The organism is Terriglobus albidus, assembly GCF_025685425.1.
Taxonomy (GTDB): Bacteria; Acidobacteriota; Terriglobia; order Terriglobales; family Acidobacteriaceae; genus Terriglobus; species Terriglobus albidus.
Window position 1 is genome coordinate 142,247 of sequence record NZ_JAGTAS010000050.1, and the last position, 23,966, is coordinate 166,212.

20 protein-coding genes and 1 tRNA gene are annotated in these 23,966 nt (G+C 58.7%); 14 read left to right on the forward strand and 7 right to left on the reverse strand.

Features of this window, described 5'->3' with window-relative positions:
• Positions 1-146: 146 nt before the first annotated feature.
• The 7 genes from OHL21_RS10240 to OHL21_RS10270 form a co-directional block, all read right to left on the reverse strand.
• Positions 147-2,267, reverse strand: a complete 2,121-nt coding sequence (locus OHL21_RS10240) for a VWA domain-containing protein (RefSeq protein WP_263417170.1) — start codon at positions 2,265-2,267, stop codon at positions 147-149.
• Positions 2,267-5,320 (reverse strand): carboxypeptidase regulatory-like domain-containing protein, encoded by a 3,054-nt coding sequence (locus OHL21_RS10245; RefSeq protein ID WP_263417171.1) that lies wholly within the window; start codon positions 5,318-5,320, stop codon positions 2,267-2,269. Before OHL21_RS10245 ends, OHL21_RS10240 begins: the two co-directional genes overlap by 1 nt.
• Before the next feature lie 33 nt (positions 5,321-5,353).
• The gene (locus OHL21_RS10250) at positions 5,354-6,175 is read right to left on the reverse strand and encodes a TIGR03435 family protein (RefSeq protein WP_263417172.1); all 822 of its coding nucleotides are present in this window, start codon (positions 6,173-6,175) and stop codon (positions 5,354-5,356) included.
• Positions 6,176-6,177: 2 nt separating this feature from the next.
• On the reverse strand, positions 6,178-6,975 hold the full coding sequence (locus OHL21_RS10255) for a TIGR03435 family protein (protein WP_263417173.1): 798 nt from the start codon (positions 6,973-6,975) through the stop codon (positions 6,178-6,180).
• Between the two features lie 5 nt (positions 6,976-6,980).
• Positions 6,981-7,874, reverse strand: a complete 894-nt coding sequence (locus OHL21_RS10260) for a TIGR03435 family protein (protein WP_263417174.1) — start codon at positions 7,872-7,874, stop codon at positions 6,981-6,983.
• A gap of 3 nt (positions 7,875-7,877) precedes the next feature.
• Positions 7,878-8,786, reverse strand: coding sequence for a TIGR03435 family protein (locus OHL21_RS10265; protein ID WP_263417175.1), 909 nt, complete (start codon positions 8,784-8,786; stop codon positions 7,878-7,880).
• Positions 8,787-8,861: 75 nt separating this feature from the next.
• Positions 8,862-9,761, reverse strand: a complete 900-nt coding sequence (locus OHL21_RS10270; RefSeq protein WP_263417176.1) for an Fpg/Nei family DNA glycosylase — start codon at positions 9,759-9,761, stop codon at positions 8,862-8,864.
• Positions 9,762-9,847: 86 nt separating this feature from the next.
• Between OHL21_RS10270 and OHL21_RS10275 the strand changes: the two genes are divergently transcribed.
• From OHL21_RS10275 to OHL21_RS10340, 14 genes are all read left to right on the forward strand, one after another.
• Positions 9,848-10,606 (forward strand): TIGR00266 family protein, encoded by a 759-nt coding sequence (locus tag OHL21_RS10275; RefSeq protein WP_263417177.1) that lies wholly within the window; start codon positions 9,848-9,850, stop codon positions 10,604-10,606.
• A 458-nt stretch (positions 10,607-11,064) separates the two neighbouring features.
• Positions 11,065-13,887: a PIG-L family deacetylase gene (locus OHL21_RS10280; protein WP_263417178.1), complete on the forward strand. Its 2,823-nt coding sequence runs from the start codon at positions 11,065-11,067 to the stop codon at positions 13,885-13,887.
• A 590-nt stretch (positions 13,888-14,477) separates the two neighbouring features.
• A complete protein-coding gene (locus tag OHL21_RS10285; RefSeq protein WP_263417179.1) occupies positions 14,478-16,853 on the forward strand; it encodes a right-handed parallel beta-helix repeat-containing protein in 2,376 nt (791 codons plus the stop codon).
• A 75-nt stretch (positions 16,854-16,928) separates the two neighbouring features.
• Positions 16,929-17,873 carry a 4-(cytidine 5'-diphospho)-2-C-methyl-D-erythritol kinase gene (gene ispE / locus OHL21_RS10290; RefSeq protein ID WP_263417180.1) on the forward strand — a complete coding sequence of 315 codons (945 nt, stop codon included), beginning with the start codon at positions 16,929-16,931 and terminating at the stop codon, positions 17,871-17,873.
• 11 nt (positions 17,874-17,884) lie between these two features.
• Positions 17,885-17,958, forward strand: a tRNA-Gln gene (locus tag OHL21_RS10295).
• A gap of 124 nt (positions 17,959-18,082) precedes the next feature.
• Positions 18,083-19,120, forward strand: coding sequence for a ribose-phosphate diphosphokinase (locus tag OHL21_RS10300; RefSeq protein WP_449649503.1), 1,038 nt, complete (start codon positions 18,083-18,085; stop codon positions 19,118-19,120).
• 102 nt (positions 19,121-19,222) lie between these two features.
• Positions 19,223-19,876 (forward strand): 50S ribosomal protein L25, encoded by a 654-nt coding sequence (locus tag OHL21_RS10305; protein WP_263417181.1) that lies wholly within the window; start codon positions 19,223-19,225, stop codon positions 19,874-19,876.
• A 68-nt stretch (positions 19,877-19,944) separates the two neighbouring features.
• Complete coding sequence (gene pth / locus OHL21_RS10310; RefSeq protein WP_263417182.1) at positions 19,945-20,535, forward strand: aminoacyl-tRNA hydrolase; 591 nt, start codon at positions 19,945-19,947, stop codon at positions 20,533-20,535.
• Positions 20,536-20,637: 102 nt separating this feature from the next.
• Positions 20,638-21,054, forward strand: a complete 417-nt coding sequence (gene rpsF / locus OHL21_RS10315; protein ID WP_263417183.1) for a 30S ribosomal protein S6 — start codon at positions 20,638-20,640, stop codon at positions 21,052-21,054.
• 126 nt (positions 21,055-21,180) lie between these two features.
• Positions 21,181-21,534, forward strand: coding sequence for a 30S ribosomal protein S18 (rpsR, locus tag OHL21_RS10320; protein WP_263417184.1), 354 nt, complete (start codon positions 21,181-21,183; stop codon positions 21,532-21,534).
• A 24-nt stretch (positions 21,535-21,558) separates the two neighbouring features.
• A complete protein-coding gene (gene rplI, locus OHL21_RS10325) occupies positions 21,559-22,065 on the forward strand; it encodes a 50S ribosomal protein L9 (RefSeq protein ID WP_263417185.1) in 507 nt (168 codons plus the stop codon).
• 254 nt (positions 22,066-22,319) lie between these two features.
• A complete protein-coding gene (locus OHL21_RS10330; protein ID WP_263417186.1) occupies positions 22,320-22,835 on the forward strand; it encodes an RNA polymerase sigma factor in 516 nt (171 codons plus the stop codon).
• The gene (locus tag OHL21_RS10335; RefSeq protein WP_263417187.1) at positions 22,832-23,356 is read left to right on the forward strand and encodes a hypothetical protein; all 525 of its coding nucleotides are present in this window, start codon (positions 22,832-22,834) and stop codon (positions 23,354-23,356) included. Before OHL21_RS10330 ends, OHL21_RS10335 begins: the two co-directional genes overlap by 4 nt.
• Entirely contained in the window at positions 23,353-23,919 is a 567-nt protein-coding gene (locus OHL21_RS10340) for a type II and III secretion system protein (RefSeq protein WP_263417188.1), read from the forward strand. Before OHL21_RS10335 ends, OHL21_RS10340 begins: the two co-directional genes overlap by 4 nt.
• Positions 23,920-23,966 lie beyond the last annotated feature (47 nt).

Below are 23,966 nucleotides of genomic sequence, written 5' to 3' on the forward strand. Positions count from 1 at the left end.
TTTAAGCCCTGGGCCTTCTCTATCTGTCAGGAAAAAGTCCCAGGGCTAAAGCCCATTTCTATATTGAGCAATAAACCGTGGGCTAAAAGCCCACGGCTACCACCCGGTCGAAACGTGTGGTGTACCGGTTCTCAATAGTGTTTCAGTTACTGCACTTCAACCTTGGCTGACCAGAAGAAGCTCTTCTGGTCTGTTGCACCCAGAACGGTCACCTGGCACTGGTACTCGCCAGGCTCAAGCTGGTCCAGCGGAATCGTCATGGCGATTGGGGTAATGTGCAGTTGCGTGCTGCCGGCGTTCGATGCGATGACCGTCGGTGTCTGCATGGCAACCTCCTGCTTCCCATCATGCGTACGGAAGAAGGTGGCATATGCCAGCAGGGGCTCTGGTGGAGTGGTGCCCTGCTGGTATGCCTGCAGAAAGATAGTGGCGGGTCGTGCGTGATGGAAGACTCGCGTGACAGAGGGAATCAGCTTCTCTCCGCCCAGCATCAACGGATTGACCGCATCGTTTTTCGCCTGCTGCTTCTGCTTCTCTACATTGAACAGAGCCTGGGATGCCGCCACACGCTGGCTGCTCAACACCACGGAACTTATGGCGAGGCGTTCGACCTGCTTGTTGAGGTTCGGCACTGTGAAATTGGCCTGGTAAGTGCCAATGCGTCCGGTCTCATTGTCGCGAGCGAGGAACTTGATAACGTACTTACCGGGTAGCAGCGTGAAGCCGGCATCGTATTGGATCGGGCGACGAGCCAGCTCCTGTGCGGTGGAGTCGGAGATTTTGATGTCGACGGAATCGCGCAGGTTCTGCACGGTGGAGCCGTAGCTGTCCTTCACTTCGCCGATGAAGTCGATCAGCGTATGCTGCGATCCACGCTTCTTGGCCAGCGCCAGCTCACGTCCTGGAATCTTTACGGCGATGGGCACAAAGTACTCGGCGCGGTTGAGCTGGAAGTAATTCACCTCCATCGCGATCGTGAGATCTGTGACGGGATCAGGCTGCATGAGCGCATCCTCAAGCTGGCGCTCTTTGTCCGCAGTATTGAATTTGGCGTAGTCTTTGCCGGCGTAATAGCCTTGGCGGTATTCGAGCGTTGCTTCCTGGCCGTTATTCAGTGTGATCTTGATGCGGCGGAACTTGCCATCCTTTTCTCCATTGGTCGTGTAATAGCCGAGGAGATAGTAGCTGGACATGGACTCCTGCGCATTGCGGATGCCGCGAGTGAGATCGTTGTTGTCCAGCAGCGCCTTTCCTCCGGTATCTGACGCCAGGGCGTAGAGAGTGTCCTGCGACTGGGCGCGCATATTGGTGACAGATGTTGCGGACGCTCCCGTATACATGGCCAGTCCGCCGGGAGAGCTCTGCGTCGCATCACCCATCGGCGGCGTAGCTACCAGGCCGCGTGCATCGATCGGCCAGAACGAAACACCTGCGCGGATAGCTGCGTTGGTGGTGGCATGCAACTGCGCCTGATTGTTCAAGCCATTCAGGTTGAGGCCAGAGCCGAAGTAGAGCAGTGATTTCTTCTCACTCAACCGGCCCAGCATGTCCGCGGCTGTCTGCAATGCGGCAAGCTGGCGGTCGGTGTTGAAGATGTTGAACTCAGCATCGTCCTGTCCGAAGGCCGCTCCGGGATCAGAGGTATCGTCGCCGGAGTTATCGCCCGCCATGCCCTGACCTTCACCAACGACCATGGTGCTGAGGATGGAGAGCAGACGGTTGCGGTCCGCGGAGAAGTCCTGCAGCACATCCACAGAGCCGCCACCATATCGCAGGATCGCTACCAGGTCCTCGGGAAGCATCTGGGTGCGAATGAACTTCTCTGCAGCCTGCAAGGCGCGCAATTGGTCCGGTGGAGGCATCGATGTCATATCGAAGTACATCGCCAGCAGACGATGGTCGCGATACTTTGGCGTCGCTGCAGACTCACCGGCGATCTGCGTACGGCTGAGCCTGTCGTAGATCTTTACCTTCTCGTCGTTCTTTGCCTGCTCCAGTGGCACAACCGCGGATGGGTCTGAGAGCTTCTGGAACTCGAAGAGCTTGATGTTCTGCTCTGTTCCGTTCTCCGTGATGGTGAAGTCCTTCGCCGTCAGTCCTGGGATGGTGTTGCCTTTTTTGTCTTTCACGGTCACGGTTTCGACGACCAGGTTCGACGTCACCTTCATGGTGAAGACCTGGTCCTGCCCATCGCCCTGCGGCTTATTGGTGCCGGTCTGTTGGGCGGTGAGCGTCGTTGCGAGCAATAGTGGCAGAAATTTGCGCATTAGAAACGAAGCCTCGAGACGAATTGCACGGTGCGCATTCCATTGACGGCCGAGGGGAGGCCGAACTGGGTGGATGTAAGCGTTGTGTTCCAACGGGTGAAAGCGACATGATTCAGCGCATTGGTCACGTCGGCACGGATATCCAGGTTCATATCGCTCTTCTTCAGGCGGAAAGTGCGGGCGAGCGAAGCGTTCAGGCCGAACTGGCCAGGGCCGGTGATGGAGTTGCGGCCCGCGTTGCCGAAGGTGCCGGCGGCAGGCGTCGTGAATGCCGCGGGATTCAGATGCAGCCCGGAAGGCGCGGCGTAAACATCTGCTCCTGTCAGTTGTGCACGCAGATTGCCGGTAATGCCTGTGCCGGGTGTTGCGACGGGATAGATCGGTGTCTGCGGTTGTCCGCTGTTGAGCAGAATCTGTCCAAGCACCGTCCATTCCTTGAGCGCCGTGCCTGCTTTGCCACTCATCAGCGTGCCGCCACCGATGCCCATGCCAGTGGTGTACTGCGCTGTCAGCGAGAGGGTGTGACGCTGGTTGAAGGCAGAGCGTCCGCGTTCTGCCTGGAGGTCGCGCCAGTTCTGGGCAACGGTTGTGTCGTTCTTGGTGGTGGGTGTAGGTACAGCGAAGGGATTCTGCGAGGTGGCGCCGGCGCCCGAAGATGCGTTCTGTCCGCCGAGGAAGGACGCATTGTCGATGGTGTTGGCGTAGGTGTAATCCAGCGATGCAGTAAATCCGTTATGCAGACGGCGGCGAAGTTGTACCTGTCCCGCGTGACGTGTCGAGTTGCCGCCCGAGGTCAGATAGGTGAAGCCGTTCGGGCATGAGGGGCACAGGTCCGTGCCGCCATAGGCATAGGTGTTCGGCAGGATCTGCTGGGCCGCGTGTGTTCCTTTCAGACCGTTGTAGGTTGCGGTCATCTGTAGCGAGAAAGGAAGGTCGCGCTGGATGGCGAGCTGCCAGTCCTGTACATAGCCCGCGCGGAACCTTGGATCGACGGCGAAGGTATTTGATGTGATGCCGGCGCAGTTTTGGAAGCCATTGGCCAGCGTGATGGGGCAGGTGCTCGATCGCTGTACAGACAAGGAACGCGAGAGCGGCGCCTGCTGAGCAAGTTTCAGCGCGGTGGTCTGATAGACAGAGCTATCGAAGTAGATACCGTAGCCTGCACGCACGACAACAGAGGATGCAGGGATAGGCCGCCATGCGACGCCGACACGCGGCTGGAAGGCCTTGCGGAAGGGACGGACGAGCGAATCAGGATAGTGCTGTCCGGTCAGGCTGCCGGTCGGCGAAGAGGCCAGCACCTGCGAGACAGCCGAGAAGTCCGGCAGGATATCGAGATTCACCATGCGATCTTTCAGCTCGGTGATGGGCGCTCCGTACTCCCAGCTGAGACCAGCCTTGACAGTGAAGGTCGGTGTCATGCGGAAGTCGTCGTCGGCATAGGCCCTGATGACGTTCTCGCGGAAGTACTTGTCGGGGTTGCCGGTGGCAAGCGCACTGGTATCGGGCACTCCGATCAGGAAGCCTGCGAGATCGTTGCCGGTAGCCGTTCCGGTAAAGCTGAACGAGCCGCGAGGATTCTCCTGGGTGAAGTAGTTGAACTGCTGGCGGCGGTACTCCCCGCCGAAGGTGACGTTATGGCGCCCGCGGTTCCACTGCACGGCGCCGGTGACGGTCTGCGTCTGGTTGCGGTTGTATGCGGGAATTCCATCAGTTAAACCGGCGATGCCGCTGGCGAAGGAAAGCGTCGGGGGGCCGTAGTTGAATGGATCCTGGTTATTGCCGGAGATACCCGCATTGCCGGACACGTTGGTGCCGTCCTGAAAGAAGGTAGTGGTGCGCTGGACCCGCCGCGCAAATTTATAGCCGACGTTGAAGGACCAGCGGCCGTTGATCCGGTGCGACCAGTTCACGCCTCCGGCAAGGCCGAAGTCCTTCTGGTGATCAGTGAACTGGAAGATCGTGTTCGACGAACTGCGGATCGACTGGAAGTTGAAGCTTCCGTAGACCTGGTTCTTTCGATTGACGGTCTTGTCAACGCGCGCTTGGAGGGCATCCTGATGTGAACCGCTTAGCAATGTTGTCTGATAGTTATAGCGTGTGCTTCCGGAGAGATTCGGCAGCGGATAAAACTGCAGCAGAGACGCCGCCTGCGGTGATACCGGGACCTGGTTGTTGGTGTAGGGAAGTCCGGTTGCCGGATTGATGATCGGCGTGGAGACCGAAGAGAGATCGCCGTTGCGTTGCGCCTGCGTCGGCACCAGTGCTGAGGAAGAGTTGGCGGTGCTGTTCCGTGTCCATTGGTACGCAAGGAAGAACGTGGGTGCATTGTTGCGGTTGGTCAGATGCGGAATGCGCAATGGCCCACCGAGTGTGGCAAGGCCGGTGAAGCGGTAGTACGACGGCTTGGGCACATCCAGGCCTGTGATCGAGTACGACTTCGCATCGAAGATGGAACTGCCGACACTCATGATGCCAATGCCGCCGTTGTAGAGCGAGCGGCGGTTGTTACGGCGATTACCGATGGCGGCAAACTGAGCGAAGGGAGAAGACGCTCCATTGTTCACGCTGCCATTGATCAGCAGGCCATCGTTGTTGTTACGCGCTTCCTGCGTTGCAGGAGGTGGCGGCGCCGCAGAGGCATCCTCTTTGGTGTCGGAGCCTTTCTTTGCGGGCGCCGCGGTGGCAGTCAGTACCGGGGCGATCGGCTGATCGGCGGGTTGCGCATGAATCTCTGCCAGAGGTAGAAGTTTCAGTTCGAACTTCGTTGCACCCGCGGCTGTGGTGTTGACGTTCACCTCCTGCGTAATGATGGTAAAGGCAGGCTTGCTGATACGTATGGACCATGCGCCATCGGCGATATTTGAGAGCGTATAGAAGCCCTGCTCGTCTGTTACGGCTGTGACCGTTGTGCCTGCGTGAGTGGCGGTGATGACGGCGCCCGGAACAGGGAACCCACCATAGAGAACCTGTCCCCGCTGTTCAGCGGCGAAGGCGGCGCAGGGGAAGAGAACGTATGCGCAGAGCGAGCGGAGTGTACGTATCAGAGTCATCCAATGGCTTTCTTGTGCTGCGGAACGTCAGGTTTAGTTTTCTGTAGGACGTTCGATATGGTTGATGGCAATCGCCGGGACAGTACCTTTTTGTGATTCGAGCTTCAAGCCGAGTTGCTCCTGCAACGCTGTGAAGAGGGTTGGACCCGCCTCCGAGGCGGGCGTGCTGGTTCCAGCTGCGGAGTTAGACTGTGGAGCCCAGTGCAGCTTCCAGTCATACTGCCCTGGCATATTGGTCTTATCTACGACAACGCGCCCGTCGGCCTCCGGCATGTTGGAGATGACCCTGGCCACCAGGTCCATGGTGATGGAGCTACCCTCGGCTTCGCCGGGCCCATGTCCTCGCCATCCACGGTTCCGTTGTTCTCCGGGAGCGGGTGGAGGTGTGGGGGTTACCTTTGCTCCGCCCTTTGCGACGACCAGCGCATAGATGGGCACTTCGACAGTCTGCGGTGTGGTTTCGAGGTGGAAGCGCTCCACCAGCATCTGCCGGACCAACTCCCGCATCGTTTCATTGCGGCCCTCCATCGCCATTTTCTGCAGCGCTGCGCTTTCAGCCTCCTCTTCCTTGGCATCGATCTCATACGGGTCTGTGTTCACCCAACTGGGAGCGTTCAGCAGCTGCGAGTCGGACTTCAGATCGTAGGCAAATTTAATGAGGTTCTTGATTGGCATGTTATGGACCTTCATCTTGCCCTCGCCGAAGTTCAGCGAGTAGCCCATCGCGCCGGGCTCTGTGGGCTTGATGACAACAACCTCGAACTTTGCATTTGCGATTGGCTGCTGCGTCTGTGCGCTGCAAAGAGAGGCCGCGAGGACAACCATGCTTGTAAGGAGAGATAAGGAGCGCTTCATGTTCAGTTCTCCGTCGGACGTTCCAGATGATCGATGACGATAGTGTCAATCGGAGCCTTGTCTTGCTCCAGCTTCAGGCCAAGCTGTTCCTGGAGTGCCGTGAAGAGAGAGGGCTTCGACGTATCCTGTGCCGCGTCCGGCGACCAGCTCAACTCCCAGTCATAATGTTTCGTCAGACCGGTCTTATCAACGACGACTCGCCCGTCAACATCGACGAGGTGTGACAGCAACGGGGCAAACAGATCCATGGTGGCATCCGTCGCTGTTATGTGAGTTCCAGTGAAGGAGACGCTGCCGCCCGTGTCGCTGGATGAAACAGATGTGCCTTCTGTCCGTGGTCTGGGAACTGACTCTTTCAGCTTTGGCCCGCCCTTCGCAATGGTCAGAGCGTAGACTGGGCGTTCGCGACGGCCGTGAGTGACCTTAAGATGAAACCGATCTTCCAGGAGGTGTTGCATCTCTGCCCTGCAGAGATCCTCACTTTTTTCATTGGATAAGGTCTTGAGTAGCGCAACCGTCGCCTCGTCTGGCTTTGCCTCAATGGTGTACCGCGCCGACTTTGCCCATTCGGGGAGGTTATCGAGCTGGGAGTCGGAACGAAGATCGAAGGCCGTTTTAATGATGTCATGGAGAGTTTCATTGACCACGCGAATGCCGTGCGGTCCGATATTAGTTTTCGAATTGAAATTCCCGGAGGTCGAAGGTTTTATCGACGCTACCTCGTATACATAGCGTGTCTGCCCATCGGCTGCTATCGAGGCAAGCAGCAGGCAACCCATCAGGATGTGGCGTCGACTCATGATGCTCAGTTCTCCGTCGGACGTTCCAGATCATCAATCACCAGCAGGTCCACCGGAGCTTTATCCTGCTCCACTTTCAGACCGAGCTGTTCCTGCAATGCGGTAAAGAGAGTTGGTTTTGAAGTGTCGGCTGCCGGAGCGGGATTGCCCCCGTCCGCTCCCCGGAAACTATTCTGCTGTCTCTCAGGCGACCAGTCCAGTGTCCAATCGAATCTGCCGGGAAGATTAGTCCGGTCCAACACGACGCGGCTATCCATCTCGGTCATGTGCGAGAGCTGATTGGCGAACATCTCCATGCTGCCGTTGGCGACGACCATGTGCCCGTTGTTGGTGCTGAAGCTGGTTCCGGAGTCCCGGGGCTTAGCGTTGCGGTCGGTACCCGACGGGGGAGGGACGGTTGCTTTCAGCTTGCTGCCGTTCCTGGCACCGTTCCGGGCAACCGTAAGGATGTAGACCGGCAGCTCCTTCTTGTCCCAATGGAACTTCAAGTGGAAGCGGTCTTCGAGCAGCGACTGCATCATCTCCTGCTGCCACCTCTGGCGTTCGTCGCGGGAGAGACCTTTCATTGCGGCGGCGGTCTCTTCATCCACCTTGGCATCGATATTGAAGCGCTCCGACTTTGCCCAGTCGGGCATACTCTCGATCTGCGATTCAGACCGGATGGCAAAGGCCATCATGAGAAGCTGCCGCACCAGGACGTTTTCGCAGTGCACGCGATACGGTGTAGTGTCGACGTTCGTACTATCGTTTGCTGCTGCCGACGGTTTTACAGAGACGACTTCGAAGCTATGCTTCTGCTGCCCAGTCTGAGGCAGGCTCTGGCCATGGGCGGCCAGGGCGCCGCCCAGCACGGCAACCGTAAGAAGTCGATGCATGGCGATGGATACGTGGGCGGCCATGATTTAGTTCGCGGTTGGGTGATCCAGACTCTCAACACGATAGCTCGTCACCAGGTCTTTGGCGGCCTCCAGCTTCAGCCCAAGCTGCTCTTCCAGGGCAGTAAAGAGGGTCGGACCATTGTCCGCCGCCGGCGGCGGTGGGGCTCCGGCGTCGGCTCCGCGGAAGGCGGGCGCCGGCATCTCGGGTGTCCACTTCAGGGTGAAGTCATAGTGTCCGGTCAGGCCGGTCTTGTCGACGACCACGCGTTCGCTCGCCTCAGGCATGTGAGAGATCACATTCGCAATCATGCCGGTTGTGGAATCGGTCCCGGTCAGCTCGCCACGACTGTTCATCATCATGCCCCGCCGCATGCGTTTGGGGTCTCCGCCGCCCGGTCCGGCACCTGTTTTCGCGTCTGGCCCGGAACCACCACCGGAGCCAGGTCCGGTATTCTCGTCTGCCGGCGGAGCGGCCGACGGCTTCATCTTCACGCCGCCCTTGGCCACCACCAGCGCGTAGACAGGCTGCTCTTTCTGTTCTTTGGCCAACTTCAGATGCAGCCTGTCTTCCAGCAGCTTCTGCACCATGCGCCGAGTGGCATAGCCGCGCTCTTCCTCGGGAAGCTTTCGCAAGGCTCGGGCCTCTTCCTCGTCCTGCTTGGCCTCAATGTCGTAGTGCTCCTGCTTGGCCCACTCCGGCAGGCCAGTCAATAAAGAGGAGGACTTAATCTCATAGGCGAAGTTGATGAGCTCCACCAGGGGCATGTTCTTTGCATGCAGCCCTCCATCGCCCAGCTGCATCATGATGCGCCGTTCTGCCGGATCGCTGGGTTTGATGGTGGCGACTTCAAAGGCAGGCTCTGGCTTGACGGCCTGCTGGGCCGCAGCGAAGCACGTAACCGTACAGAGAAGGAGAGCAGGAAGACGGTTCATGAAATTTCCTCGATGTGTTTCCTTGGACAGCTCGGCCGCCGCACGGTTAGGTGCAAGAGCAAAATTTTCCGGGAGTTACCTTCGCTTCAATGCGTCCAGCTCATCCAGGGTACGCGGCCAGTCTTTGCCGAGCAGGCGGGAGAGGCTGCGGTCGGCCAGCACCCGGCCCTCAGTCTGACAGGTGGCGCAGTAGTTGGTCTCGTTATCCGCATAGCGGATGCGCTGCACCGGCGACCCGCACCGCGGGCAGGGTTTACCGAAGCGTCCATGCACGGCCATCTCCGGCCGAAAAGCGGTGACCTTCTCCGGAAACTTCTCCTCTGCCTCTGCCTGCAGCCGGTCGATCCATTGCTGAAGCGCCGTGCGTGTTGCTTCATAGAGCCGCTGCCACTCGTCGTCGCTCAGCTTGCCCGTTTGAAGGATGGGTGAGAGCCGGGCCGTCCACAGAATCTCGTCGGAGTAAGCATTGCCGATGCCGCTAACGATACGCGGATCGGTCAAGGCGCGTTTCAGCGTCCGGTTCTCAACGCTCAGTGCGGTGCGGAACTGCTCCGGTGTTGCGTTCATTACATCGATGCCCCCGGGATCCATCTCTATCAGGGCAGCCTCGCCCCGTACCAGGTGCAGTGAGGCTCGCCGTTTGGTTCCGGCTTCCGTTAATAGGAGTGTTCCATCCTCGAAGTCGAAGGCTGCCAAGTTGATCCTGCCGCCGAGTTTGGCGCCTGCGGGCTTCCAGTGCAGCCGGCCGGCGATCATCAGGTGCAGCACCAGGAAGAGATCGTCCCCCAGAACGAAGACGATGCGTTTACCCACACGCCGCAGTGCGAGGACGGTCTTGCCCTCAGTTTTATAGATGGGTGGATCGGCTGTCCGCAGAAGCGATGGTCCCTGGATCCGGACCTGCAGCAGGCGCTTGCCAACGACCCGGGGTGCGAGGGCATGGAGATAGGCGGCGATATCAGGCAGCTCCGGCATGGCACCAATATCTTATGGAAATCGGGTTTGGGGAACCGGCTTCAAGCCTGCAGCGTAGAATCCACTCGAAGGAGCGACCCATCGCCATGCAAAGCCGTATTACCGGAACCACCATGCCCGTTCTCGAGTTTCTGCTCGAGCCCGGCGAGACCATCATCTCTGAAGCTGGAGAACTCTCCTGGATGTCGCAAAGCATCCAGATGCAGACTCACACGCAGTTCGGGGGCGGAGGCGGTTTCTTCGGTGCGATCAAGCGTATGGCCGGCGGTGGCTCGCTCTTTATGACCGAGTACCGGGCCTTTAACTATCCGGGCGAGGTCGCCTTTGCGACCAAGGTCCCGGGACACATCGTTCCGGTGGAGGTCTCTCCCGGTCACGAATATCTTATTCATCGCCACGGCTTCCTCTGCGCGACCTCGCAGATACAGCTCGGCGTCGGCTTCCAGCAGTCACTTGGAGCGGGCATCTTTGGTGGCAGCGGCTTCATTCTGCAGCGCGTGAGTGGCCAAGGCACGGCCTGGTTGGAGCTTTCGGGCGAGCTCGTGATCAAAGACCTTCAGCCGGGAGAGATCCTGCGCGTTCATCCCGGTCACGTCGGGGCCTTCCACGCAAATGTGAACTTCCAGATCACCACGGTCCCGGGCATCAAAAACATGCTCTTTGGCGGTGACGGCATCTTCCTGGCCCAGCTCACCGGTCCCGGACGTGTATGGCTGCAGACGCTGCCGCTTCCACGCCTGGCACATGCGCTGCAGGAGTACATCACCGTGGAACGAGTGCGCGAGAGCGGCGAAGCCGGTGCGATAGGAGCGATTGTGGGGTCAGTATTGAGGGATCGCTTTTAGCGGTTAATGCCCGTGCCCCATTCACGCGGAGCGTGAGTGGGATATTCGAGCCGTGCTCGAACCGGTGGGAGCCGTGGGCTTTCAGCCCACGGTCTATCGGCTCAATATAGAAATGGGCTTTAGCTTTGGGCTTTTCCTCACAGACAGAGGAGGCCCAAGGCTAAAGCCTGTCTACTTTTATGCCTTTCTCAGCGGGCTGAAGCCCGGCTGCTCCCACCAGCTTCAGTCATGCTGTATCAGATCAAATGAATTTGTCGATACGCCCTAGGTACTCGAGACCGGGGGGTGCCCAGGCTGATATGGAACGCGCCTTTCCACCCCGATGAACAAGTTCATTGGGGGACCCGGCCTTCAGCGCTTGAAAAGCAGGCCTGGATCTTGAATCGAGGGTTGCGTTTGATGGGTCCGCTCGGTGAGACTTTCAGGTAAAGCGTCTATCTGAAAGGCCTTCATTCCTGATGCGACGGAACGCCCTGCTGCACCCTGCTTTGTCTTTGCTTCTCACCGCCGCCCTGGTGGCGCAGAGTGCGCCGCCACCGCCTCTGGCTGGCACTCCGCTGCCTCCGGCCTCGGCGATACCGTTGCCGTACGACCGCGGCTCGGCTGCTGTCTGGCAGGGCCTGCAGAAGCTCAGAACCCGCGCCAGCCTGCTGACCATCAACGCCCATCCCGATGACGAGGACGGCGCCATGATGGCCTACGAAGCGCGCGGCAAGGGAGTCGATGCCTCGCTCTTCGTGCTGACGCGCGGCGAGGGTGGCCAGAATGTGATGTCGGGCGACTACTGGGATCAGCTCGGTCTCGTCCGTACGCAGGAGCTTCTGGCCAGCACCGGCTACGAGGGCATTCATCTCTATTTCGGGCGCTTCGCCGACTATGGCTTCTCGAAGACGCTGGAGGAGGCGCACAAGCAGTGGGGTCATGAGACGGTGCTGCGCGATGCAGTCCGCATCGTGCGTATCCTGCGGCCCATGGTGGTGACATCGAGCTTCAATGGCAACTTCGCCGACGGACATGGACAGCACCAGGTCTCCGGCGAGATGGCGCAGGAGGTCTTCAACGCCGCCGCCGATCCCAACATGTTCCCGGAGCAGATCAAGGAAGGCCTCCTGCCTTGGAAGGTGCAGAAGGTTTATGCGCGCGTGCCGTTTGCCCGCGTGACCGAGAAAGGTATCTTCGACTACGCCACCACGCGCTGGGAACCGGTGGTCTTCCATAATTACGTCAACAACACGGATATCAAGACACTGCCTCCGACAACGGTGCAGGTGCCTGTGGGCGACTACAGTTATGTACTGGCCAACAACTACTCGGCGATCGCCCGTGAGGGATTGGCGCAGCAGCGCTCGCAGAACGGCGGTATCGGCCCCGCTCTGCCCGCCCCGCAGAACTCGGCCTATCATCTGTGGGCTACACGGGCAACGGCGACAATCCCGGAGAAGGAGAGTGACTTCTTCGAAGGTATCGACACGACCCTGCCGGCGATTGCCGATTATCTTCCGGCAGCGGAGCGCAGCCCCTGGCAGCAGCAACTGATCCGCCTTGCCACGACGGTTGGGGATGCGGAGACGCACTTCGATCCGGCCGATCCGGGTAAGGTTGCGCCCATGCTCGCCAAGGGGCTGCAGCAGACGAATAAGCTGCTTGCCGATCTCGACGCGGCCAAGCTTCCGGAGGAAGCGGCGTACAACATGAAGCACGAACTGCGGGTGAAGCAGCAGCAGTTTCAGACCACGCTGGCTGCCGCCCTCGGTATCTCGCTTACGGCCTTCACCGGCCGCCCGCCGGCAACTGGTCCTGGAGGCCCGGGGGGACCTGTGCGTCCGACGGACTTCTCTCAGACCGCTATTCCCGGCCAGACGGTCGAGGTGAATCTGCATGTCGCCAACATGGGTTCGCAGGAGGTGGCGGTACATGTTGCTCCGCTCAACCTCTATGACGGCAAGATGGTGCAGGAGATTGGCGCCGGCGCTGCCGATCTGGAGAAGCTCAGCGGGGGTAAGGTGATCGACCGTCCTGTCAGTATTCAGGTGCCGGAGACGCAGCCATATACCAAGCCATACTTTTCGCGCAGCAGCCTGGAACAGGCGGTCTATGACGTGAATAATCCAGCCGCACTCGGTATGCCGATTGAGCCGTACCCGCTCAGCGCCGTGATTCATGTGCAGTATGACGGCGTTACGTTTCCAGTCACCGCGACGGTACAGACACAGCATCGGTATCTCGGCTATGGCATTGTTTATGAGCCGTTGCTGATTGCTCCCGCGATCTCGGTTACGGTCTCACCATATGCGGGTATCGTCCCCATGACGGCGACGAGCTTTACGTTGAACGTGAACGTGCGCTCGAACGGGAAGGGACCGGCGAAGGGCGAACTCGCGCTCAACCTGCCCGCAGGCTGGATCTCATCTCCGGCGAAGGCTACGTTCAGCACCATGCGCGACGGCGATGAGCAGAGTATCAGTTTCCAGGTCACACCGAAGTCGGTTGAGCCAAAGGCGTACACGCTTACGGCAGTCGCTACCTATAACGGCAAACAATATGAGAATGGCTACGTCACGACGGGATATACGGGGCTTCGCCCCTATCCGTCGTATAGGGATGCGGCGTATCGCACGACAGGCACGGATGTGAAGATCGTGCCAGGTCTCAAGGTGGCTTATGTGACGGGTACTGGCGATGAGGTGCCGCAGACATTGGCGGACTTGGGCATCCATCCCACGTTCCTTTCTCCGCAGGACATTGCCAAGGCCGATCTCTCGGTCTACGACGTCATTCTGCTGGGCATCCGTTCTTATGCGGCTCGTCCCGAGCTGCGCACCTTCAACAATCGTCTGCTCGATTATGTACAGCAGGGTGGCGTGTTGATCTCGCAGTACCAGAGCAACGAGTTCGACCATAACTTTGGCCCGTACCCCATTACGCTGGGCGGGGAAGGGGAGCGCGTCGTGGAAGAGGATTGCAAGGTGACGATCCTCGACGACAAAGATCCTGTCCTGAGCTGGCCGAACAAGATCACGACTGCTGACTTCGATGGCTGGGTGGAAGAGCGCGGCCACGGTTTCCTGCAGAGCTGGGATGCGAAGTACACTGCGCCGACCGAGATGCATGACACGCAGATGGATCCGCAGAAGGGCGGTTTGATTTATGCGCGGTATGGCAAGGGTGTGTATGTCTATATGGCGTATGCATTCTTCCGGCAGATGCCGGACGGCGTGCCGGGTAGCTTCCGCATTATGGCGAATCTGTTGAGTGTGGGGAAGAACAAGAACCTGAAGTAGGTTTCTCTGGGCGGTGCCCACGTGAATCAAAGTTGGGCTCCACGTAAGTGGAGCCCTTTTTTGTCATTTCGCAGCGCCCGGATTCCCCTGCCAGCAAAGCTGGCAGGGTGAAGTGTAGCGGAGAAATCTGCTGCTTTTCTATCGATTTCTCCCAGCCCGCCTTACCCACCCTCGCAACGCTAAGGTGGGTAAGGCGGCCACGAATTTAAGAGCGCTGGGATAACCGAAAGGTATCGGTAGAGAAGCAGATTTCTCCGCTACGCGGCGAAATGACAAAAAAAGGTAGCATCTCGCCAATGAATAGTCATTTCAGCCAGTGAAAAATTAACTTGCATGCTCTCTCCATGCATGTATAGAGTGGCTGGCGACCGATCTCATGCTCAAGAGACACACATCAGAGAACGGCTAAGATATTGCGCATATTTGCGCAAATGTATACGTGTACATTTTTGCACCAGCAATGTTTCTCTCCCTCCCCGGTTACACCTCAAACGGAGACATGCATGCAAACCCCATCGTCGTTTCGTTCGATACACAGGGCTAAAACTGGACTGAAAGCCCTGGCCGTTCTTTTGTTTTCCCCAGCATTGATGCTTGCGCAGGGGCCACGTCATCCCGGCCTCTATCTTCCTCCCCCTTCGAGCTATGTGCTCGATCCATCGGAGACCGCAGTACAGCTTCAGTTCGGCACCGTGCCGCTGGCAACGGTGCAAACCCAGCTCGATGCTGCGCGAACCGCCAATCCTGATTCGCCTATTGTGCTGACGCTTACCGGAACGTACTGGGTGCACTCCGCTCCATTGGTTTTGCCATCAAAGACTTCTCTGGTTCTCTATGGCACGATTGCTGCATTTCCCAATGCGACGGCAGGCAGCCTGATCTCCATCTCCGGTCAGAGCAAGGTTGCGATTGCAGGCGGCGTGCTCGAAGGGAACTTCGCCAATCTCTCCGGCATTGACGCTGAAACTTCCACCAAGATCAATATCGACTCCGTCACCATCCGCAACACCGGCCGTGATGCCATTGTGCTCTCCGGCAATGGCAATACGGTCTTTGATAGCGGTTCGGCCATTACACGCTGTGATATCGCTGGATCAGCAGCAAATGGCCTCACGGTCGAAAACATTACCCAGACGCTGCTGCTGGATAACTTCGTTCACTCCAACAGGGGAACCGGCGTGCAGTTGAGTGGCGCTCACTCTTCCGTGACGAACAACGAGATCAGCGGAAACAGGATCGGTGTCTTTGCCGACGCCAACAACAACCTCATCTCGGATAACGATCTCAGCGATAACAGTCAGATAGGCGTTCAGCTCGCATCCCTCAGCTCCGTGACCTCGATTATGCGGAATGTGATTCGTCATAATGGCGTCAGCGGCATCGACTTTGACGGTACCGGCAACTTCATCTTTGATAACGTACTTGCCAACCAGAACGATCTCACCGACCGCTCCTCGGCAAACTATGTTGTTGCTCATGGAGCTCCGCTGAACGCACCGGCGAGTACTTATTTCTATCCGCCTACGATCGATAACCAGCACAACGATCCGATCCTTCATGGTGTTGGCCGCGCCGATATTACGGTCAATGGCGGCAATCTCAACGATGTGCAGGCGGCCTACAACGCGGCGCTGGCGGCCAATCCGGGAAGCTATATCGTCCTGCACATGAATGGAACGTTCACTATGGATGGGACCTCCCCTCTCACGCTCAGCTCGAATACTGCTGTGGTGCTTAACGGCACCATCAATGTGACCTCGAAACCCGCTCAGGTCATTACGGCCACGAATCCCGCATCGTTTGTCTCTATCTCCGGGGGCACGATTGACCTCCATGGCCAGGGGAAGATCACTGGAATCCTCTTCCCCTCAACGACGAATGCAAACATCGATCACGTAACGGTAATCAATGGCGGTATCCCGACGGTGCGCACCAGTGGCGGCATGATCCAGTTGCAGCGTGGAGGCGGGTACAACATCCTCTATCGCAACACGGTCAACATGAGCGGTGGACGTTGCATCTGGACCGAACATTCGAATGCCCATTACGTGGTGATGGAAAACAAGGTGAGCAACTGCAATATGGACGGGGTCGATCTGGACGCCGCCACCTCCAACAGCTTCGCGATCGATAACAGCAACATCGATAACGTGCGCTATGGCGTCTTTATCGAGCAGTCTGACTCGTTCAATAAGATCTACGGCAACTACACCACAACCCGCGACTATGCCTCGCCGACCGGTCACGGCATCGGGGTCTACAACAATGCCACCTCTAGCTCAACCCGCGCAGTAACGGATGGAAATGTTGCCTTCAGCAATGTGAACGATGTGGTCAGCAATGGTCTGCGCATTGGCTCTATCGCGACCGCGGCTGGAGGAGTTGCGGAGTCGGCGCACACCTTCTTCTTCAACAACGTCGCCACCAACAACGGTGGAAATGCCATTCTCTTCGACACACAGTTTCCGCGAAGCGTCGAGAACTATCTTTCGCAGACAGTTCTTTCGGGTAACAAGAACAACCTCAGCCAGCAGAACACCAATGGTGCGGCGCCACCGGACTTCTTCAATCCGATGTCCGCAATCGACCTGGCGCTCAGCCGGCCGGTAACGGTCTCATCGACGGCAACGGGCTCTGACCCGGCAAATGCGGTCGATGGCCTGGCCTTCACCGGCTGGAAGTCGGGTGGCAGCTCGGAGGAGTGGCTGACGGTGGACCTTGGCAGCTCTATCAGCTTCCAGCGGGTTGTTGTGAAGCCGTCGACACTGCTGGGATTTTTGCAGCCTGTCAGGCTCCAATCTTCGGACGACGGAGTGAACTTCTCCGACATCCATAGCGTCGGGCTTCCCGGCTCCGTACGCACCTTCCTCTTCAAGCCTGTATCCGCACGCTATCTACGCGTAAACCTACGCAGCATTCCGGGTGTGGAGATCAATCTGCGCGAGGTAAGTGTCTATCCGCAGTAAGTTACAGAGAGCGGGCGAGGGAAGGCGCAATCCTTCCCTCGCAGCATTTGCCGCCACGTACAATCAAACCCGGGCATGACCACAGTTCGTTCCTATTCGAAGATCAATCTCGGCCTGCATATCGGCCCGCCCCGTCCGGATGGCTACCACCACCTGGCGACCATCTACCAGACCATCGAGCTCCATGATCTGGTGACAGTCACGGCAAATGTCGCCGGCGAGACCCACATCACTCTCCGCTGCCAGCATCCTGGCGTTCCCTGCGACGAACGCAACACGGCGTATAAGGCAGTGGCCATGGCGCTGGATGCTCTGGAGATCAAAGCCGTGGTGGAGATCACGATCAACAAGCGCCTGCCGGTGCAGGGAGGGATCGGAGCCGGATCGGCAAATGCCGCCGCCGCGATCCTGGCTCTGGAAGCCGAGCTTGGCCGTCAGCTCCCCGCCAATGACCGTCTGGCTTTGGCAGGCAAGGTCGGTTCCGATGTCCCGATGTTCTTTGTCGGCGGGACGATGCTTGGTATCGAACGCGGCGAAGAAACCTTTCCCCTGCCGGATCTGCCTTCCTTTCATATAGTTACGGCATTCCCCGGGGTGGGCGTTTCGACGCCGCAGGCCTTCCGCGACTGGGATGCACGATTGACCCAAAGTGCTGAAAACGATAGACTAGGGGAGTTTCGTCGGCGTGTTGCCATGGCATTCGCCGGCCAACCTGGTGTCTCCGGCAAGGCTGGAGACCTGGCCGAGGAACCTCTTCTCGCGCTTGTCCGCACCGGGCTTGAGAACGACTTTGAAACGGTCGTCTTTCCCCAGCAGCCATCGCTGCGTGCGCTCAAATCTGCGTTAGAAGAAGGTTCTTTGTACGCGGCCCTGTCCGGCTCCGGTTCTTCTCTGTTTGGTTTGTACCGTACAGAAGAGGCTGCGCAAGCTGCACAGCAGAGAGTTCGTTCGCTTGGATGTGAGGCGCGACAAACACGCACCTTGCCTCGGAGCGAGTACTGGGCCACGATATTTGTATAGGCCGCAGTAGATGGGCGATCGACTAATGGTAGGTCAAGTGCCTTTGGAGCACTTTGTCTAGGTTCGAATCCTAGTCGCCCAGCCAATCTATGCCGTATGCCAACGGGCATGCGGGAAGCGCAGTGTGCCGAACATGGCTCGCTGTATGACCAGATCGGACGGACGCAGCACCTCAAAGGGCAAACCTGCCCGGAAGGAAGCCACGAAGCATGACCGACGCCACCCTCTCGCAGAGCGAACTGAACAGCATGCCATCCCCCGCGGTAAAACCCGCGGAGCGTAAGCGGGCCTCCCGCATCGCCGACGACAAGCGGTTCAAGATTTTCTGTGGCTCCGCCAACAAACCGTTGTGTGAAGAGGTATGCAAGTTCCTGGGAGTCGCCATGGGGGAGACGCGTTTGCAGCGTTTCTCGGATGGCGAGATTCACTTCCAGCTTCTTGAGAATGTGCGCGGCGCCGATGTCTTCCTGGTTCAGCCCACCAGTTTTCCTGTCGATCAGCACCTGGTCGAACTGCTCATTATGATCGATGCTCTGAAGCGCGCGTCTGCCGGCCGGATCACCGTGGTGATTCCGTACTACGGTTATGCCCGGCAGGACCGCAAAGATCGTCCGCGTGTGGCCATCAGCTCCAAGCTGGTTGCCGATCTGCTGCAGACTGCTGGAGCGAATCGTGCTCTGCTGGTCGATCTGCATGCGGCGCAGATTCAGGGCTTCTTCAATATTCCGGTCGATCACCTGTTCGCTTCGCCGGTGCTGGTCTCGCACTTCCGCGAGATGAACCTGCCGAACCTGACAGTGGTTTCGCCCGATGCGGGCGGCGTGGAGCGCGCCCGTTTCTTCGCGCAGAAGATCAACGCTCCGCTGGCTATCGTCGACAAGCGTCGTACCGATATCAATGTCACCGAAGTGATGAATGTGATCGGCGATGTGAAGGGCCGTACCTGCCTGGTGCTCGACGACATTATCGACACCGCCGGAACGCTGGTGAAGACGGCCGAAGCTCTGCTGGAGCAGGGAGCTGCCGAGGTCTATGCCTGCGCTTCGCACGCTGTGCTCTCCGGCCCGGCTTCCGAACGTATCGCGGCCAGCCGCCTGAAGCAGGTGGTGGTCACCAATACTATCCCGCTGAATGAGGCTGCTCAAAAGCTGGGAGATAAGATCAAGGTTCTTTCGATCGCCGGTCTGCTGGGACGCGCCATCGAGAGTATTCACATGGAGACCAGCGTCAGTTCGCTGTTCTCTTAGCAGTTTGTAGTTGCAGTTCAACTTAACCGCGGCGATGAGCCGCAAAGGGAGCGGTCAGCGCGCTGAAAGTAGCAAGCCGAACGTGCCCGAAAGGAAAACATCATGTCAGAAGCAGTTCTCGCCTCCCTTCGCGAAGGGAAGTTCAACAAGAATGCGGCTCGCCGCGTACGCGCTGCCGGTCAGATTCCGGCTGTGGTGTACGGCGCCGGACAGGAGTCGCAGGCGATCGTCCTCGATCCCAAGGTGATCACCCGCATTCTGCACTCGGAGTCGGGTCATAACACGATCTTCGACCTTTCCGTTGGTTCGGCTGCTCCTATCAAGGCCATGATCGTCGACTGGCAGTACGAGCCCATCAAGGGCAAGCTGCTGCACATCGACCTGAAGCGTATCGCGATGGATAAGGCCATGCGCGTCAGCGTCCCGGTCATGTTGATCGGTACGGCGACCGGCGTGAAGAACCAGGGCGGCATTCTGGATCAGGTACTGCGCGAGGTCGAAATCGAGTGCTTGCCGGGCGATATCCCGTCGCACATCGATGTCGACGTCACCAACCTCGGTCTGCATCAGGCGATCCACGTCTCTGACCTTCCGCACGGCGGCAAGTTCAAGTTCATCGAGGACGAGGGTGCGGTTGTGGCTCACGTCACCATCGTGAAGGAAGAGGCTCCGGTCGAGGCAGTTGCCGCTGCCGAACCGGAAGTGGCTAAGAAGGGCAAGGAAGCTGCTCCCGCAGCCGACGCTGCCAAGAAGTAACTGCCTGACGTCGGCTGCCGGAGCGTATCGCCCGGCAGCCGGCGTGGGTTCTGTAAGGGATTTGGGACGTGAAGCTGATTGTCGGACTTGGAAATCCAGGAATCGAGTATCAGTTCACGCCGCATAATGCGGGGTTTCTGGCCATTGACCGCATCGCGGAAGACGCGGGAGCGGTGGTGGCCAACCGGAGGGGAAAGGCGCTCACCGGCAAGGCGATTCTGGCAGGGCAGGAAGTTCTGCTGGCGAAGCCTGAGACCTTTATGAACCTGAGCGGGTTTTCCGTGGCTGCTCTGGTTCAGGAGCTCGGTATCGATCCGTCGAAGGACGTGATTGTGCTGTATGACGAGCTGGCGCTTCCGCTGGGCACCATCCGCATTCGCGAACGGGGCAGCGCCAACGGACACAACGGTGTGAAGTCCATCACTGGCGTGCTCGGGACAGAAGATTGGATCCGTATCCGGATCGGGGTAGGCAAACCGCCTGCCGCCGACGGCCGCGAGATCAGGGCCGGTGGTTCGAATTACCTGCTCGCGCCCATGAAAAAGGCCGAGCTCACCGTGCTGGATGAAGTACTCGATCGTGTGAAATTGGCGGTCGAGGCGGTACTGACGGAAGGTGTCGGCCCCGCGATGAGCAAGTTCAATGCAGTACCCAAGTAAGACAGACAGCGGCAACGCGGTCTGGCAGTAAACGAAAGTACCTAACTTCCATACCGCCTGAAACGGCGGTGCCCGGCAAAACCGGGCAGAAAGAAGAACTGAATGAATCGCACTTATGAAGTCATGTTTATCGTCCGTCCTGACGTACAGGAAGAGGACCTGGACAAGCTGATCGAAGGCTTCTCCGGCACCGTCACCAGCAACGGTGGCGAGGTGAAGTCGGTAGAGAAGATGGGCCGCCGCCGTTTGGCCTACGTTGTCCGCAAGTTCCAGGACGGCCAGTACATTCTGATGAATGTCGCCGCCGACGGAAAGCTGATTGCCGAGCTGGAGCGCCGTCTCCGCGTTACGGAGCAGGTCATCAAGTTCATCACCGTCCGCACGGACGAGGAAGACAAGCGCCTCGCCAAGATCAAGGCGATCCGCGACACCAAGGTTAAGCGCTCGGCGCAGAGCCCTGAGGCTCCGGCCCCGGCTGCTGCCGTCACCGCTGCAGAGCCTGAGGCAGCTACCGCCTAAGCCAGATTTTTTGCGTACGAACGACGAAGAATGCGGTTCTGATCGCTTCCCGGCATAGCCGGTCCGGAGGCCTCCTCGCAGGCCTGGGGCGACAAGCCGCCACAACCATCGAAAGGATAATCAGCAATGGCTGACGAGATTACGACAACACAAGCAGCAGCTTCCTCAGAACGCCCCTCCGAGCGTCCCTCCGGCCCTCGTGGCCCACGTCCTGGCGGCCCTGGCGCCGGTCCTGGCGGACCGGGTGGCCCTGGCGGCCGCAAGTTCTTCCGCCGCAAGAAGGTCTGCAAGTTCTGCACCGAGAAGATTGACGCCATCAGCTACCGCGATGTGCGTCTGCTGCAGGGCTTTGTCGCCGAGCGCGGAAAGATTGTTCCCCGCCGCCTGACGGGCGTGTGCACCACTCACCAGCGCAAGCTCAGCGCGGCTATCAAGCAGGCCCGTAACATCGCCCTGCTGCCGTTCGCGGCTCGCTACTAAGCAAAGAGATCAGGAGAGATTCACATGGAAGTCATTCTGAAGGAAGATATCCTCAAGCTCGGCCACCGTGGCGACGTCGTGAAGGTTGCCGACGGCTATGGCCGCAACTACCTGCTGCCGCAGAAACTCGCTATCGAGGCGACCGCGGCCAACAAGGCCGTCATCGAGCAGATGAAGGGCTCCGCTCTGCGCAAGTCTGCGCGTGAGAAGGGCGATGCCGAGACACAGGCCACCAGCCTCAACAATGCGGAGCTCGTCTTCGAGCGCAAGGTTGGCGAGGGCGACCACCTCTTTGGTTCGGTTACCTCCTCTGACATTGCACACGCTCTCGAAGCGCAGGGCTTCACCGTTGATCGCCGCAAGATCGCTCTGGACGAGCCGCTGAAGACCATCGGTGAGTTCCACGTGCCGATCAAGCTGCACCGTGAGGTTTCGGCCCACGTCAAGGTCGTCATCAAGAGCGACAAGCCGGAAGATGTTATCTCCAGCGCCGCTCCCGCGGAAGAGCCGGAGACGGTTGAGGCTGAGTAAGCCTTTCCGCACAGGTAAGACACGAAGGCCGCCCGGCAGGGCGGCCTTTCTGTTTGCGTTGGTGAAAATAGAGCATTTTCCCTGTAGGTGTGTAGGCTTCCCAATGAAAACGCCGCTGCGCGCCCCTTCCGGGATACCCAGCGACAGAGAAAATGCTTTAATCCGAACACTTCTTCTGCCTTCACGGTCTATGAATGTAGAAAGGACAACGAATGGGTTCGCCCGCCCTGCAACTCGGAATGCGTCGCGAACTTATGGAAGACTTGGTCCTGGTGCGCAAGAACGAGTGGGATGCAGTCTTCGCCGGGCTTGTCCAGGAACATGCGCGATTGCTGTATCGCGTCGCCTATGCGGTGGTGAGAAATCAGCAGGATGCGGAAGACGCGGTGCAGGATGTCTTTCTTAAGGCCTATCGAACTCGCCCCAATCCGCAGGATGCACGTGCGTATCTGGCTCGGGCTGCGTATCGATCGGCGCTCGACCGTCTGCCGCGCAAAGATACGCGGGCTTTTGCCGAGCATGAGGATTTCCCCGCAGGAACGGTATCTCAGGAGGAGCTCGCCGCCGGATGGAGTGAACAGCGACGGCTTCATCGCCTGATCGATGGCTTGCCGGAAGAGCTGCGGCAGCCTCTATTGCTGACGGCGATTGAGGGGCTGACTTCACGCGAGGTCGCCGGGATGCTCGGCATTCCCGAAGGCACCGTGAGAACGCGCGCGCAGCGGGCCAGGGAAGAGCTTCGGAAGCGATTGGAAAGGAGAAGGGCGTGATGGAAGATCTGGACGATCTGCTTCACTGTGAAGCGAACATCGAGCCTCTTCACGGATTCGAAGAACGCATCCTGCATCGTGTTGCCTCGCAGCGGAACCGCCGGACTATGTGGGTGTGGCTAGTTGGAGCAACCGCGGCCTGTGCCGCGGGTGTTGTGACCTGGACGATGCGATCGCCGAAGCCGCTGGAGCAAAAGCCGGCGATTGCAATTGTGCAATCGCCAATAGCAGGCACTCCTGTGCCTTTGCCGATGAAGCCGTTGCCGTCGCCATCCGCGCTTTCCCGCCATGTCAGGAAAGACCGTCCCGAGCCAGGCCCAGTTATCGCCAGCGCCACTGATGAGAAGCTTCCCAAGCTCGATGTCTTTCCCTCGCCTGTAGAAGGCGCGGAACGTCGTGCTGCCGTCGCTTTGTCAGATCCGCGTGTAGCCCAAGCCGCAGCCGATCTCAAGCAACGGCAGGAAGAGCCGATCGAGATTGCTGAAATTCACATTGCACCACTATCTGAGGAGACCCGATGATTCGCCGACTGAAACGATGCACCTTGTTTCTTGCTGCAGTTCTTACCCTATGCTGTGCCGCGTCTGCTCAGGAGGCAGCGGCCAAGGACACAGCTCCAGCCGGGCCAGCGACGCGCCATCTCTTGAAGTTTGTCGTGAAGGAGCTCGAGGGTGGAAAGGTGATCAACAGCCGTGAGTACTCGACGTATCTGGCTGGCGGTCCGAAGGAGACCGCGGGAACTTCATCGATCCGCACCGGCAGTAAGGTGCCGATTCCCTTCAGTTATGAGACGGCGAAGCCAGCCACAACGCAGATCACGTACATCGACGTCGGCGTGAATATCGATATCCGGGGAGACCGCGTGGAAGATGGAAAACTTTACTGTTTCATCAAGGCTGAATTCACAAGCATCGATTCCAGCGCGAACGCTGAAAACAGCGTTTTCCCCAGAGTAGTCCGGCAGAATTCCTGGAGCTCTCCAATCTTTGCTCCCCTTGGCAAGCCCATCACACTCTTCTCGTCTGACGATGTCGCTTCCAAGCGCACGATGCAACTGGAGCTGACCGCGACCGAGGTCAAATAGAACAAAAAATGGCGGCTGCGAAAGCAGCCGCCGTCAGGAGACCACCT

What these genes read in the sequence shown, in the direction of transcription:
- OHL21_RS10240 (WP_263417170.1), bottom strand. Translation starts at nt 2,267, where the DNA reads ATGCGCAAATTTCTGCCACTATTGCTCGCAACGACGCTCACCGCCCAA.
- OHL21_RS10245 (WP_263417171.1), bottom strand. Translation starts at nt 5,320, where the DNA reads ATGACTCTGATACGTACACTCCGCTCGCTCTGCGCATACGTTCTCTTC.
- OHL21_RS10250 (WP_263417172.1), bottom strand. Translation starts at nt 6,175, where the DNA reads ATGAAGCGCTCCTTATCTCTCCTTACAAGCATGGTTGTCCTCGCGGCC.
- OHL21_RS10255 (WP_263417173.1), bottom strand. Translation starts at nt 6,975, where the DNA reads ATGAGTCGACGCCACATCCTGATGGGTTGCCTGCTGCTTGCCTCGATA.
- OHL21_RS10260 (WP_263417174.1), bottom strand. Translation starts at nt 7,874, where the DNA reads ATGGCCGCCCACGTATCCATCGCCATGCATCGACTTCTTACGGTTGCC.
- OHL21_RS10265 (WP_263417175.1), bottom strand. Translation starts at nt 8,786, where the DNA reads ATGAACCGTCTTCCTGCTCTCCTTCTCTGTACGGTTACGTGCTTCGCT.
- OHL21_RS10270 (WP_263417176.1), bottom strand. Translation starts at nt 9,761, where the DNA reads ATGCCGGAGCTGCCTGATATCGCCGCCTATCTCCATGCCCTCGCACCC.
- OHL21_RS10275 (WP_263417177.1), top strand. Translation starts at nt 9,848, where the DNA reads ATGCAAAGCCGTATTACCGGAACCACCATGCCCGTTCTCGAGTTTCTG.
- OHL21_RS10280 (WP_263417178.1), top strand. Translation starts at nt 11,065, where the DNA reads ATGCGACGGAACGCCCTGCTGCACCCTGCTTTGTCTTTGCTTCTCACC.
- OHL21_RS10285 (WP_263417179.1), top strand. Translation starts at nt 14,478, where the DNA reads ATGCTTGCGCAGGGGCCACGTCATCCCGGCCTCTATCTTCCTCCCCCT.
- ispE (WP_263417180.1), top strand. Translation starts at nt 16,929, where the DNA reads ATGACCACAGTTCGTTCCTATTCGAAGATCAATCTCGGCCTGCATATC.
- OHL21_RS10300 (WP_449649503.1), top strand. Translation starts at nt 18,083, where the DNA reads ATGACCGACGCCACCCTCTCGCAGAGCGAACTGAACAGCATGCCATCC.
- OHL21_RS10305 (WP_263417181.1), top strand. Translation starts at nt 19,223, where the DNA reads ATGTCAGAAGCAGTTCTCGCCTCCCTTCGCGAAGGGAAGTTCAACAAG.
- rpsF (WP_263417183.1), top strand. Translation starts at nt 20,638, where the DNA reads ATGAATCGCACTTATGAAGTCATGTTTATCGTCCGTCCTGACGTACAG.
- rpsR (WP_263417184.1), top strand. Translation starts at nt 21,181, where the DNA reads ATGGCTGACGAGATTACGACAACACAAGCAGCAGCTTCCTCAGAACGC.
- rplI (WP_263417185.1), top strand. Translation starts at nt 21,559, where the DNA reads ATGGAAGTCATTCTGAAGGAAGATATCCTCAAGCTCGGCCACCGTGGC.
- OHL21_RS10330 (WP_263417186.1), top strand. Translation starts at nt 22,320, where the DNA reads ATGGAAGACTTGGTCCTGGTGCGCAAGAACGAGTGGGATGCAGTCTTC.
- OHL21_RS10340 (WP_263417188.1), top strand. Translation starts at nt 23,353, where the DNA reads ATGATTCGCCGACTGAAACGATGCACCTTGTTTCTTGCTGCAGTTCTT.